We start from the raw sequence: 13,184 nt of genomic DNA on the forward strand, positions 1-13,184 counted from the left end.
GCGATGGACGTGACGGTGATAATTTGGGACGAGGTAATCCATTTATGAGCCATTCTGCGCAGGGTAGGGCTGGTCGTGAGGCTAGCTTGCAATCGCTATTTCATTCAATGTTCCTGAAGCGAACCTTGATCAAACTCGCTGTCTTTGCAGCCATCTGGCTGCTGTTAGCCAGTCAGTTTCAGTTGTTCGAACGCTTTACGCTTTGGGTTGGGCAATATCATCAATTCGGACTGGGCGCTTTCATCTCGCTGATGTTCGTTTTGCCTTTCGCTCTCGTAGCACTGAGCTGGCGACGGCTCAGTCAGATGAATCTCATGCTGAAAGCCGGTGAACGCGACAAAGCCGCCATGTACAAACTGGCAATGCATGATTCTTTGACCGCACTGCCGAACCGGCTTTATTTTTCACAGCAGCTTGAGACAGCCCTTCAGCATGCCGGCGATAACGATGCCTGTGTCGCTGTGTTAATGATGGATTTGAATAAGTTCAAGCAGATCAATGATGCTTATGGCCACATTGTGGGTGATGAGTTGCTGGTGGCAACGGCCGGGCGTCTGAAGCATTTGCTGCGCATGCATGACACCATTGCCAGACTGGGCGGGGATGAATTTGCACTGATCCATGTTGGCGGACAAGAGCCGGATGAAGCCTCGGCCCTGGCGTCCCGCATTATTAAAGCGATGTCTGAACCCTACCATATTCGCGGCCAGCAGATATTGGCGGGAGTGAGTATAGGTATCGCCATGTCCAATCATGATATTGAACCTGTCGATTTGCTGCGGGCCGCAGATACAGCCATGTACCGCGCCAAGATGGATGGCGGCTCGACGTTTTGCTTCTTTGATACCCGAATGGACGAGCAGTTAAAACAAAGGCAATTGCTGGAAAGAGACTTACGCAAAGCCATGGCGCAAGACTTGCTCGAACCTTATTATCAGCCGGTGTTTGATCTGAAAAACAGCCAGCTGCAAGGATTCGAAGCTTTACTGCGCTGGCGCCATCAGCGCGAAGGTATGGTGTCTTCGCAGGAATTCATGCCTGTTGCCGAGGATGCCGGGTTGATTCAGGCGCTGGGTGACTGGGTGCTGAAGCAGGCCTGTATGGCCGCGAGGGACTGGCCGGAAGAAATGAGTGTATCAGTCAATATTTCTGCTCAGCAGCTGAAACCGGACACTTTCAGCCAGACTGTTCTGGAAGCGCTGCAGGAATCCGGGCTGGAGCCAGAACGCCTTGAAATAGAACTGACCGCAAAAACCGTACAGCAGGACCCACCGAAAGTGCGGGCCATGATGCATGATCTGAAGCATATAGGTGTCAGCCTGGTACTGGATGATTTCGGTAACGGGAATGCCTGCCTGACTATATTGCGCGATTTCCCTTTCGATAAAGTAAAAATTGCCCGTGCCTGTGTAGGCACCCTGCCAGGCTCTGACGCTAACAAGGCGCTCATTCAATCTGTTGTGGGCATGAGCGGGAGTTTGGGCGTTCGGGTGGCCGTGGTCGGAATTGAGGATGACGTTCAGCTCTCGACAGTAAAATCACTGGGCTGTCAGTTCGGTCAGGGCTTCCTGTTAGGGCACCCGCTCAGCAGGCATGCGGCCGGGCGTTTGCTGGTGGGTTTACCGGATAAAGCGGTGGGCAGCTAAATCCGGCGGATGTGCTGTTTGTGCTACCGGGCCCGGATTTGCTTTTGTCTGTACTGCTCTGGTGTGCATTGCGCATGCCGTTTGAACAGGTTAATGAAAGGCGAAGCCTGATGATAACCTAAGGTCAGTGCAATTTCTTTTACAGATAAACCTTTCCTCAGTAAATGCAAAGAGTAGATAAATTTTCTCCTTTGCCGCCATTCAATGAAACTCATACCGAGCGTATCCTGGCAATGCCGGGCCAGAGTACGCTCAGAGGTATGCAGCTTTTCTGCCCACATCGCCAAGGTTGTGCCGTCGGTTGGATTTTTTTCCAGTGTACGCAGTATAGGCTGCAGGAGCTTGTCTTCACTGCTGGGCAGAAACTGGTCATGGATACGGGTATGCCTGAGCTGATCCAGCAATACGTCGATCAGACGCTTATCTTCAGCGGTTTCCGCGACCTGTAGCTGGCGGTCACGCAGATCATTGACTATCGCTTCTATGATAGGGTTGACTTCCAGCAGACAGGGGAAGCCCGGCAGCGATGTAGCCAGCGGTTGAATCAGGTTCATTGAACAGTAATTCATGCTACGGCGCATGTAACTTTCGTGCTCTATACCGGGCGGTATCCATATCGCGTACTGCGACGGTGATAAAAAGCGTTTCCCTTCAGCGTTCAGCTCCAGAATACCGCCACTGATTAACTGTAACTGCCCCCAGGGATGGCTGTGCTTGGGGGTGGTTGTATGGGGGAGAAATGCCTGATGGCCGAAAAACACCTCGCCGGGCGGGTTGTTATCGTCAAACAGCGGGCGATAGACGTTTTTCATGGCGCGATCCTTTCATAAAAGCTGTCACAAGAGTAATTCTGATCGGCTGCTGTTGGCAAGGGGCTGAAGCCAGCCGCCATACATGCTATCCTTCGCCGCTTTGTTCAAAGCTAATCGTTTAAAACTCAATAATCATCCGTGTTGGTAAGTGTTTACTATCAGAGCTGATGATTATGAAGTTTGGTATGACGGATAATGGAAAATCATGAATTTTAACCGCATCGTTTGTTTTGATCTTGAAATGTGTTGCTGGAATGAAGAAGGTATCGCTCGCACTGGCGAAATCATTGAGATTGGCGTGGCTGAACTGAACCTTGAAAAGGGCACGATTTCACGTCGGGCGCAATACTATGTTAAGCCGGAAAACGACGAAATATCCCCGTTTTGTACTGAGCTTACGGGTATAAAGCCAGAAGTTGTCGCGCAAAATGGTAAGCCCCTGGCCAGTATTCTGACTGCGATAGAGCAAAAATTCGGTGGCCGCCATAAAATTTATGCGGCGTGGGGGCGGGACGATGCCATCCTGCGTGCCGAGTGCAAAACAAAAGATCTGAACGTGCCTTTCAGGGAATACCTGAACCTGGCAACCCTGTTTAAACTGCAGCCACACGTTAAAAACAAGCGCATCGGGTTACGGGCCGCCATGAGCATGAGCGGACTGGAGTGGGAAGGCCGTCAGCATTCAGGCTATGTTGATGCTTATAATCTGGCCCGGTTAGCACGTGTGATGCTCTGCCCGTCTGACTAAGGGCCGCCGGTAAGCTGACGCTAACCGCTATAACACAGGGAACAGTTTGTGCTGATCTGTTGCCTGTGTTTTTCTCCCTCTCTTTTCTTTCTCCTCTCATTTCCTTTCATTGTTTACTGTCTCCCGGATCGGCAACAGGACAAAATAGTGCTTTGTGGATTATTTTGACTTCCTGCCCTGACGAGCTTAAATCAAATAAGTACCCGGTATCTTTTTCGGAAGAAGGGAAGCGCCTATGCCAGCCAGTCACAACCGTCGGAGCTTTGCACCAAACGCCGCACGAAACACAGTGCCAAACTTACTGGTGACTCTGGTGTCTGGCATCGTGTTGGTGGGAGTGCTGCTATTTCTGACCCGTGATGTCTTCTCTCAACTGATTTTTCTCAGCCAGTCAGAAAATCCAATGCGTAATGTGGCGATATTTGCTGTTATCTGGCTGATAGCCATTGCATCGCTGAAAGCGGTGTTAACGGCCAGACGAACAGCTGTGCATGTTTTCTGGAATCTGTTTTTTACTCTGGTTGTGCTGGCCCATTTATCCCTGCTTTTGACTCTGACTGATAACCTGACCCTGTTCGATATCAGGCGGATGTGGATTGAACGCGGCGAAGCAGGTGCTGCTTTGTTTTTTTACTGGTCAGAACTTCTTCTGCCTCTGCTGATTGCTGCGGCATTCAGCCTGTCTTTATACAGAATCAGAACCTGGCTGCTTTCCCGATATTGCCCTTCCTCCTCCTGCGTTGCTGCCGGATTACCTGGGTTGGTTACAGGGATACTGGCTGTCATGGTGGTGATGAAAGGCCCGGCTGCGGCACAGGGACAGGCGGGCATTTATACCCTGCCCAGCTTGTTCAGTGTAATACTTTACGAGCAGGTTGTGGATGAGCGGCCAGAGCGACGGCCGGTCACGACCAAAGCCGGCAAGCCATTGATCAGCAATGTTATTGTTGTCATGGACGAGAGTGTCAGCGGTGATTTTTTCGGGCAGGATACAGATTATTCCCTCGTGCCGAGCTTAAAGGCGCATGCTGATGCTGTGATCAATTACGGTGTCGCCACCTCGGCGCATAACTGCAGCAGCTATAGCAATGCTGTGCTTCGCTGGGGAGTTGTCCCCGGCGCTTTTGAGCAAGCCCTACGCGTGCCGACTATCTGGCAATACAGTCAGGCATCTGGCTATACCAGTACCTATATTGACGCCCAGAAACCGCCGGGCACACTGGCTAATTTCATGAATATCGATGAGCTGAGCTTCATCAACCAGGTTAAGCAGTTTAACGTCGGGCAAATTGAAAGGCATCAGGCATTCATGCGGATCGACTTCGATATTGTCGATCATTTAGTGTCGCTGGTGGCAGATGATAAGCCAGACTTTATTTATATTAATAAACTGGGTGTGCATTTTCCCTATGAGGGGAAATACCCGGCCTCCTCGACCAGGTTTCAGCCTGCGATGGCGTTATTTGAACCTATCGGTCGCAGCGATCGTCAGGCTCTGATTAATTCCTATAAAAATGCCATTGCCTGGAATGTGGACGGCTTCTTTGAGCGTTTGCTCTCCCGCATTGATTTAGACAACACTGTGGTGATTTATACCTCTGATCACGGACAGGATTTACTGGAAGAAGGAAAAGGGCTGCTGACGCATTGCAATCGTAACAGCGGCTCTGCCTATCAGGGGATAGTGCCCATGATGGTGCTGACGAGGCATCCGAAACTGCGGCAGCGATTTGAGTCATCGCTGGCGGAGAACCGCCATCAATTGTCGCATTTCAATGTGTTCCCCACTGTGCTTGAAATCCTGGGGTACGATCATAATTTTGTGAAGCAGCATTACGGTGATGCCATGTTTTACCCGGTGGAACGGATCGGGAAATTCTATACCAGCGAATTATTTCTTCCTGAACATGCTCAGCACGACTATGAGTGGAAAAGTGTGCCCCAGCTAACGCCTTCCCGGTTAATGCCGGGGGCGCTTGTCAGTCAGCATGCTGACTGATAGGAATTTCCTGCCTTATGGCAAAAAACAGCATCATTGATTGATTCATCACGACAGAAAACATACATTGTTGGGCTTTTCACGTCAGTTAAGGAATTAAAATGGATATTCAGCGAATTAACCCAACAAAACGTTGGTCTGATGTCACTGTGTTCAATGGTATTGCACACTTTGTCGAAGTCCCTGAATCTGATACCAGTGCTGATATTACGGGTCAGGCAGAGCAGGTTTTTGCTCAGGCAGAAGCCATGCTGGCAAGTGTGGGCAGTGATAAGTCCCGTATTTTGTCTGTCACTATTTATATTACCGACTGGGCTAACCTTGCTGCTTTCAACGCGGCCTGGGACGCCTGGCTGCCGGAAGGCGCTGCGCCAAGCCGCGCCTGCGTAAAAGTTGAACTGGCGGATCCGGATTACCTGGTAGAGATTGCTTTCGTTGCCGCTGCCGGTAAATAGAGAATGTGCTGCCATCATTTTTGTAAATGGTGGCAATTTTTTCCTTCTGTTTTGATTTCGTTCATTTTCACTGGCATACGACTTTTCTGACTTCGCCGCCATTCTGGTTTGCTATTTCCCCATAGATAGTCATGCTATTTGTTTCTTACATATTGTTATCAGACGATTAAAACTGATAGCTTTGCTAGTGAGGAATATTAACTTGTCAGTTATGCCTTTACGTTACCTACTGGGTGTCTTGGTGCGGTTGTCGCAGTATTGAACACTCAGCCGTAAAGCCGTTTGACTGCCGTTAATAGATTTTTCCGGTGGATGTTTGTTGAATAAAGGATAGCTGCATTGAAAGGATTGGGATTTGATCTTCGCTCGTTAGAAGTTTTTGTGGCTACCGCGCAGTCTGGCAACATGACGATGGCGGCTAACCAACTGGGCCTCACACAGTCCTCCGTTTCTCAGACACTCTCTTCTCTTGAGCACAATCTTAAAGTGACATTGTTGGACAGAAGCGTTCGCCCGGTTGAGCTGACCGTCGCCGGACGCTATTTTTATGACCAGTCATGCCATCTACTTGCCGAGGCAGAAAAAACACACGGTGTGATGACGAAAAGCAGTTTTCAGAAACTGCATTTACTACGCATTGCCATGGTCGATTCTCTGGCCACCTCGCTAGGACAGCCTCTGGTCGAGGTCATTAAGCGGCATACAGAAAACTGGACTATCAATACTGGCCGTTCCCACATGCATGCCCAGGCGCTGCTTTCACGTAACGTTGATATTATTATTTCTGACGATGCGCTGGAAAATAACGAGCATCTCAGCCGTTACCGCCTGTTACGGGAACCCTTTGTTCTGGTCATACCCAGCCAGTTCGCCAGTCAGTATCAGGGATTACAACAGGTCGCAAAGCAGCTTGATTTTGTCCGCTACTCCAATGACTCGCTGATAGGCGTGACGATTGAACGTTATTTACGCCGACTGGATATGAACGTGCCAGTGAGGATGCAACTGGATAATACATTTGCCGTGTTATCCAGTGTCGCGGCCGGCCTTGGCTGGACAATCACGACACCGCTTTGTATGTTCCAGTACGGGCTGACCAATGCAGCACTCACCTGTCTCCCTCTTCCGCGCGAAGAACCCTTTTATCGCAATCTGACACTGGTCTGTCGTCACAATGAGTTGGGAAACCTGCCACATATTCTGGCGCAAGACAGCCGTCAAATTATTAACGAACGATTTTTTCCTCAGATCCGGGATGCTTTGCCCTGGCTGGATAAAGACCTGTATGCCGGTTAAAAACCGGCTACTGTTTGATTCTAAATAGAATAAGTGTGATTCCTACCCCGCATATATAACAATTTCCGCATTCTATTTTGGTAATTATCAACAGCGTGGACTAGGTTGAATTTATCGATAGCAGCAAAAAAATACCAGAGAGATCTGAGTACCAATTATCAGTACTAATTATCAGTACAAATAATCAATCACAATCGCTATCGGGTGAAACGGGTCTGATATTTCAGAGGTTATCGCAGCAGACACAAATGGAAGTGTGTACCTATCATGAATTCGCTGGAGTTTTTTCTGAGTTCTGTGTTAAACGGCATTGGTAGTCTGTCCGATCTCACCTCGGTATGGAGAGAATTATTTTCACTTCATGTCAATTTTCCTTTCTTCTGGCTGGTACTGGCAGGTTTGGTACTGGTGGCATTGCTGTTGTCTGTCGTCAGCCTGTTGTGGAAGCAGCACAGCCGTCGTTCCCGTGTTTACCGTGAGCTTGCCCGTGCCAATCAAAGAATGAGCCTGGCAACCTCAGTGGCGGGCATAGGTGTCTGGGAATGGGACGTGAATAGCGACACCTTGCAATGGAGCCCTTATCTGTATGATCTCTATGGTGTTCGTGTCGGCAGTAAGCTGGCATTGAGTGACTGGATATCACGCCTGAAAAGTGGTGATGGCGACAAGGTGATCCGGTTGAGACAAATCGCAGGTAAACATAAACAGCAGACGCTGCTTATCGACATGATTGATCCGCTGGATGGGCAACCCAGAGTACTGGAGTTGGTGGTGCAGGGGTTGGTTAATGACGCGTCTCGTCTGATAGGCACACAGCGGGATATTTCGGATGTCATTGCACGGCAGCGCCTAATGGAACAGGCCGCTTTGCAGGACAAGCTGACGGGCCTGCCAAACACACGGGCGCTTAACCGAGTGCTCAAAGCCGCCTTTTCTGCGCCGGACGTAGAGAACAAAGTATTCGGCCTCATGTTTATCGATCTGGATGGTTTTAAGCAGGTTAATGACACCCTCGGCCATGATGTGGGTGATGCCTTGCTGCAGCACGCTTCCAAGCGGATGCGAGGATGCCTCAGGGTGGAAGATGAAGTCTTTCGTCTTGGCGGCGACGAATTTGTTGTCTGGGTGCCACTGGGTGAATATGCAGTGAAGATCAATAAGCCCACCAAAGATATTGTCTTTGATGAAGATGAATCTGATCGCCGTGATCCTTCCATTCTCACCTGGGGAGACAATGATGAAGAGCTGACGTTCAGAATGGAAACCATTGCAGAAAAATTGCTGCACACTCTGACCGTGCCTTTTAATTTTGGTGACAACCAGTGTCGCGTCTCGGCCAGTATCGGGATTGCCCGATACCCTGTGCACGCGAAAGATGCCCAAACACTGCTTAAGCGAGCAGATTGTGCCATGTACCAGGCTAAGCATCAGGGCAAACGTCAGTTTGCTCATTATGACCCGACACCCGCACAGAGCGAAGAAATCTGGCAACAGATTGATATTACAGAAGAAGTGTCAGATAACAAACAGGCTATGAGGTAGTGTTGGCGTGTCATTTTATTGGCTGTTTTGATTTTATAAGCCTGTGTCAGATAAAGAATTGGTGCTTATGAAAAAAAAGTTCAAGTAATCCAATAAATTTTTTACACAAAATTTGTATAGAATCTAATATTTGAGACAGGGAAGAAGAAAAACTATTCTACAGAATGCTTAACCAAAGTGAGGTATGTTCTATGAAGTACGTAGTATTAGCCTGGATTCACACAACTGACTTTATTCAGCGTTTGGTCAAAGAAGAAAAGGGTGCCTCTGCCATTGAGTATGTCTTGATCGCGGCAGTGATAGTTGGTGCTGTGAGTTTGCTAAATTTGGATGGTATTATATCTGGTGCGGGTACATTACTAAATAACACAGTGGTATCAGCTGGTATAACTCCTGGATCTTAATGAAAGATATTATACTGATTTCTTTTCTTTTTATATTTTCATTAGTTGATTATAGAAGGATGAAAGTGCCAAATTGGATGTTGTTTATTTTCTTATTTGTCGTTTTATTTAGTTTTTTTAATCTAGAAAATAGAGGGTGGACAGCAATAGATGTAAACTCAATGATATTGATTTGTTCCCTAACTTTTCCAGGGTTATACTTTTCAGTTTTTGGTGCATCTGACGTGAAAATACTGTTAATCATGGCACTAATATTGTCTTTCTCTCAGATGCTGGATGTACTTCTTTACTCATTTGTCTGCTTCGCAGTGTACTGGTGGTTGTTTGCTCGTGGCCAGAAAGAAGCTCCCTTTGTGCCAAGCTTGTTGGTTGGGGTGGTCGCATCGTTATGGATTCTATAAAAAAGAAGTGCTTCAGGATCAAACGGATAAAGCAGCAGGGTTCTGCTGCTCTGGAAACCATATTTCTTTTGCCTGTCGTGCTGATGATTTTTTATGCCATTGCCCAGTACAGCTTAATTTTTGTTTCCATTCAGATGCTGAATTATGTCTCAGAAGAAGCGCTTCGCAAGAGCATTTCCTATGTGGATGAGAATTGTTATTACGGCGGTGCTTGCGACAGTACCGAACTGAAAGATCATATTGAGCAGTCTGCAGAATCATTAATAAAAAACTATACTGGATCAAATTCAGGGAGAGGCTCACTCTTCGGGCAGAGTCTGGATGATAACCTTTCAATCAATATCGATTCAGATACATTTTGCTGTAAAGTCACCATCATCTATAACTATAAGAACAAACCATTCTTACCGTCTTTCGGTTTGCCTGTACCGGACGAATTAAAATCGACTGCAATATTGAATTTATAGAAATGCGTTCAGTTTGCATTTCTTAAACTATGCTGCCAGACAGCGCGAGTAGAGTGAGGGTAAAATGCAGGGACGCACGTTAAAAATTGCTGCTGCCGTCTTATTGGTGATGGCGCTCTTAATTGGCTGGTACGGTGTTACCTTGAGTGGTCGCACCTCAACGCAAGCCTCAGCGCCAGCGGTTTCTGTTTCTAAGCCTGTGGTGACTGTCTGGGCTTTCGCTAGTGATGTACCGAAACAGGCTGTGTTGACGGAAGACATGCTGGTTGCCACACAAGTAACCGATGCCACCGCCGAAGACATTCGCGACTATTCCCCTTTTATTGGCAGACAGCTGAAATTGTCTGTTGTGAAAGGAACCCGCCTCAAATCTGCTCTGTTGCTGGGTCAGTTACCCATTGCACAGTCTCTGCCTCAGGGATACCGCGCGATTGCGATTCAAGCCAGTGAACTGACCACAGTCGGCGGACATGTTCATCCCGGGTATCGGGTAGATGTGATTTACCTGCTCCGCGCCAATAAGGAATCGGGCGATAACAGTACCGCCCGGCGCATTCTGAGTAACGTAGAAGTGCTGGCTGTCGGGGATCAACTGAACTTCGACAGTAAAAAAACAGAGAAGCAAATTAACGATAAGGCCAGAACCGTAGTGCTGGCCGTTCCTGCCACAGATACGCCTCAGTTATTGCTGGCTGAAACCACGGGGCAGCTCAGGCTGGCAGTGGTGGGCACCCAGGAGCTGGCACCTGCCGTTGAGTTAACGGCTGATACAGAGAGCATGATGGCTTACTCGCCGGTTCCTGATCAGCCACTGGGTACCAATCAAAAAGCGGGCGTTATCCAGGCGCCTAAAGTCATTGTTTCTTCGCAGAAAACAGCCAGTACCTCACAGGGCGCACCTGCTGTAATGATGACAGCACCCAGCCATTCAACGATCAAAGAACCTGAAGATGTTAAACAAGACGACAGCTATGTCATCTCATTAAAAACGCTGGGTGGGTATCGCGAAGCAGAAGTGGAAGTGAAAAAACCGACTCCGGTGAAATACCGTTACGTTGCGCCTCGGGTTGAGGTGTTTCAGGGCGAGAACCGAACTCTGGTTCGCACCAGCCACTGACAGGGAGAGAGTGAATGCTGCGTTTTGTTAATGGATTATGTGTGTTTTTGGCTCTAAGCCTGAGTGTGTCCGTCAATGCCCGTGATTTTCAAATGGATGTTGGCCAGCAAGTGACCGTGCATTCCGGGAAACGCATTCAGCGGGCAGCCATTGGCGAACCCTCTGTGGCGGGCGTTAAAGTGTTAAGTACCTCTGAGTTACTGGTGACAGGTAAGCAGACAGGAACGACATCTCTTTTGATTTGGGAGCAGGGAGCTTATGAGCCCGTTCGCCATCGTATTTCTGTCAATCCCGGTGGTGTTGCAACATCCAATATTCAGGTGCAGACAGATATTAAAGTGGTCGAAGTGAGCAAAAGTGCGCTCAAAGAAGCGGGCTTCTTTTTCGGTAAGCAGGGCTCCGGCGGCACCTTCTGGGGTATTGGGAATGCCAGTGCAATCACTGGCGCTTCGTTTAATGGTTTTCGTGGCAGCTTCTTATCCAGTGGCGATGCGTTCAATCTGGTGATCGGCAACGTGGCGGATCATTTTCTCGGCACAGTGAGTGCGCTGGACAGTAACGGTTTTGCCTACACGCTGGCTGAACCCAGCCTGGTGACTATGTCTGGCCATACTGCGACCTTTCTGGCCGGTGGGGAATTTCCGTATCCGAAAAGCACCAGTGATGATGATATCAGCATAGAGTTTAAAGAATTTGGGGTTCGTCTGAATCTGACGCCGACTGTGATGTCGGGCGATCGCATCATGCTGAAAGTGGCCCCTGAAGTGAGTGAGCTGAACTATGCCCAGGGTGTACAGGCCTCCGGCGTTATAGTGCCGGGATTGTCGGTACGCCGCACAGACACCACAGTTCAGCTGGGCAACGGCGAAAGCTTCGTGATCAGCGGGCTGGTCAGCCGCAGTACGATCAAAAATGCCAACCGTTTTCCGGGATTGGGTGACATTCCAATTCTTGGCGCCTTTTTTCGCTCAACCCGGTTAGAAGAGAATGACAAAGAACTCATGATGGTCGTTACGCCGCATCTGGTGAAACCCTTTGCCAGCAATGCGCCACTACCACCATTACCGGGCGAAATGTATCGTCAGTTTAAACCCAACTTTTTCGAATTAATTTTTCTGGATGCTGAACCCAGAGAACTACCCGTAAAAATGGGTTTTGCAGGGGAGGGTTAAGATGCAGCTCATGGCCTATACGGCGGATCATCACGCCAAACTGGATGTGTCAGAAGCGATCCCGGAAGGGTGTACGCTGACATGGATAGAAGATGCGTCTCATCTTAGTTCTAACCTGGCCTGGAAACAGACGCGCATTCTGATTTTAGTGGCCTCTGACTGGCCAATGTCCGATATCGAAAGCCTGATGGACAACTTTGCGCCCCGGCGCGTCATTCTGGTGGATCTGACACCAGAGGCGCACTGGCATGGCATTCAGCAAAACCAGCTGGTCCGCAAACACCTTCACTGGTGTGAGCTGGAGGGACTGACAGATCTGATCATGAATCTGACGCAGATGACGTCTTTTGACGCCACATCGCGTTTGGCGCTGTTATCGCCCCGCAATGACTGTGATGGTGCGTTGCTGGCCATAGCTGCAGCGTCACAGCTGCAACGAAAGCACAATCAGCCCGTCCTGTTATTGGATCTGGGGCGACCATACAGTGATGTGTCTTCTTATTTGGGCTGCGGTGATCGTATTGATTTTCTCACCTTGCTGGAGAAAAAAGATTATCTCAGTGCGCAGTGGCTTCAGGAGCAAGAGCTGGACGCCACAACCGGTATTCATGTTATCGGCATGCCGGACTCGGACAATTACAGCGCTGTAACCATGGAAGCACTGGTGGAAGTGATGGATCTGCTGGAAGGCATGTACAGCAATATCATTATTAATCTCACCGGTATGCCACCCAGCCCTTTACTGTTTTTCATGGTCAATCGCTGCGATCAGCATTGGCTGCTGGCCGATCAAAAAAACGTCAGTCTGAAAAGCGCCTGCGATCTGGCTGAATTACTTTACCTTCAGGGGATCAGGCCGGGCAGCGTGAATTTAGTGCTGGCGCCTTTTTCCCCTGAAGTGATGCCGGGGAAAGAGATGATCCAAAATCAGCTTCCGATCTTAGTTCGCGGCGATTTACCGTACACCTTTGCAGTCATTACTGACATCAATGCTAACGCACTGTTTCCGCCCAGTGGTGAGTTCAGGTTGTATATGAAGGCGGTTGAGAAATTGCTCTGGCTGTCGACAGAAAAATCACGCTGGCAGTTTTCTCTGGGCTGGTAAGTATCCTTAGGTGATTTCTC

13 protein-coding genes are annotated in these 13,184 nt (G+C 48.9%); 12 read left to right on the plus strand and 1 reads right to left on the minus strand.

Annotated features, from left to right (window positions below):
* The first annotated feature begins 125 nt into the window (after positions 1-125).
* Complete coding sequence (locus L6J37_RS13470) at positions 126-1,646, plus strand: putative bifunctional diguanylate cyclase/phosphodiesterase (protein WP_237795455.1); 1,521 nt, start codon at positions 126-128, stop codon at positions 1,644-1,646.
* 23 nt (positions 1,647-1,669) lie between these two features.
* On the opposite strand, the gene L6J37_RS13475 is transcribed toward L6J37_RS13470, so the two are convergent.
* On the minus strand, positions 1,670-2,458 hold the full coding sequence (locus L6J37_RS13475; RefSeq protein WP_237795456.1) for an AraC family transcriptional regulator: 789 nt from the start codon (positions 2,456-2,458) through the stop codon (positions 1,670-1,672).
* Positions 2,459-2,663: 205 nt separating this feature from the next.
* Here L6J37_RS13475 and L6J37_RS13480 point away from each other — a divergent pair, with 205 nt between their 5' ends.
* The 11 genes from L6J37_RS13480 to L6J37_RS13530 all read left to right on the plus strand — a co-directional run bounded on the left by L6J37_RS13480 (position 2,664) and on the right by L6J37_RS13530 (position 13,164).
* Complete coding sequence (locus tag L6J37_RS13480) at positions 2,664-3,206, plus strand: 3'-5' exonuclease (protein WP_192016163.1); 543 nt, start codon at positions 2,664-2,666, stop codon at positions 3,204-3,206.
* A gap of 235 nt (positions 3,207-3,441) precedes the next feature.
* On the plus strand, positions 3,442-5,205 hold the full coding sequence (locus tag L6J37_RS13485; RefSeq protein ID WP_237795457.1) for a sulfatase-like hydrolase/transferase: 1,764 nt from the start codon (positions 3,442-3,444) through the stop codon (positions 5,203-5,205).
* A gap of 101 nt (positions 5,206-5,306) precedes the next feature.
* On the plus strand, positions 5,307-5,660 hold the full coding sequence (locus L6J37_RS13490; protein ID WP_120512607.1) for a RidA family protein: 354 nt from the start codon (positions 5,307-5,309) through the stop codon (positions 5,658-5,660).
* A gap of 339 nt (positions 5,661-5,999) precedes the next feature.
* Entirely contained in the window at positions 6,000-6,956 is a 957-nt protein-coding gene (locus L6J37_RS13495; protein ID WP_218385181.1) for a LysR family transcriptional regulator, read from the plus strand.
* Between the two features lie 267 nt (positions 6,957-7,223).
* Positions 7,224-8,498 carry a GGDEF domain-containing protein gene (locus tag L6J37_RS13500; RefSeq protein WP_237795458.1) on the plus strand — a complete coding sequence of 425 codons (1,275 nt, stop codon included), beginning with the start codon at positions 7,224-7,226 and terminating at the stop codon, positions 8,496-8,498.
* 191 nt (positions 8,499-8,689) lie between these two features.
* Complete coding sequence (locus L6J37_RS13505; protein WP_237795459.1) at positions 8,690-8,902, plus strand: Flp family type IVb pilin; 213 nt, start codon at positions 8,690-8,692, stop codon at positions 8,900-8,902.
* The gene (locus tag L6J37_RS13510) at positions 8,902-9,303 is read left to right on the plus strand and encodes a prepilin peptidase (protein WP_237795460.1); all 402 of its coding nucleotides are present in this window, start codon (positions 8,902-8,904) and stop codon (positions 9,301-9,303) included. Before L6J37_RS13505 ends, L6J37_RS13510 begins: the two co-directional genes overlap by 1 nt.
* The gene (locus L6J37_RS13515) at positions 9,291-9,770 is read left to right on the plus strand and encodes a TadE family protein (protein WP_192016169.1); all 480 of its coding nucleotides are present in this window, start codon (positions 9,291-9,293) and stop codon (positions 9,768-9,770) included. The genes L6J37_RS13510 and L6J37_RS13515 overlap by 13 nt, the downstream gene beginning before the upstream one ends.
* A gap of 64 nt (positions 9,771-9,834) precedes the next feature.
* Positions 9,835-10,887, plus strand: coding sequence for a Flp pilus assembly protein CpaB (gene cpaB / locus L6J37_RS13520; protein WP_237795461.1), 1,053 nt, complete (start codon positions 9,835-9,837; stop codon positions 10,885-10,887).
* A 41-nt stretch (positions 10,888-10,928) separates the two neighbouring features.
* Complete coding sequence (locus L6J37_RS13525) at positions 10,929-12,059, plus strand: type II and III secretion system protein family protein (protein WP_237795463.1); 1,131 nt, start codon at positions 10,929-10,931, stop codon at positions 12,057-12,059.
* A gap of 1 nt (position 12,060) precedes the next feature.
* Positions 12,061-13,164 (plus strand): hypothetical protein, encoded by a 1,104-nt coding sequence (locus L6J37_RS13530; protein WP_218385123.1) that lies wholly within the window; start codon positions 12,061-12,063, stop codon positions 13,162-13,164.
* Positions 13,165-13,184 lie beyond the last annotated feature (20 nt).

This window comes from Photobacterium sp. WH77 (genome assembly GCF_022014395.1).
Taxonomy (GTDB): Bacteria; Pseudomonadota; Gammaproteobacteria; order Enterobacterales; family Vibrionaceae; genus Photobacterium; species Photobacterium arenosum.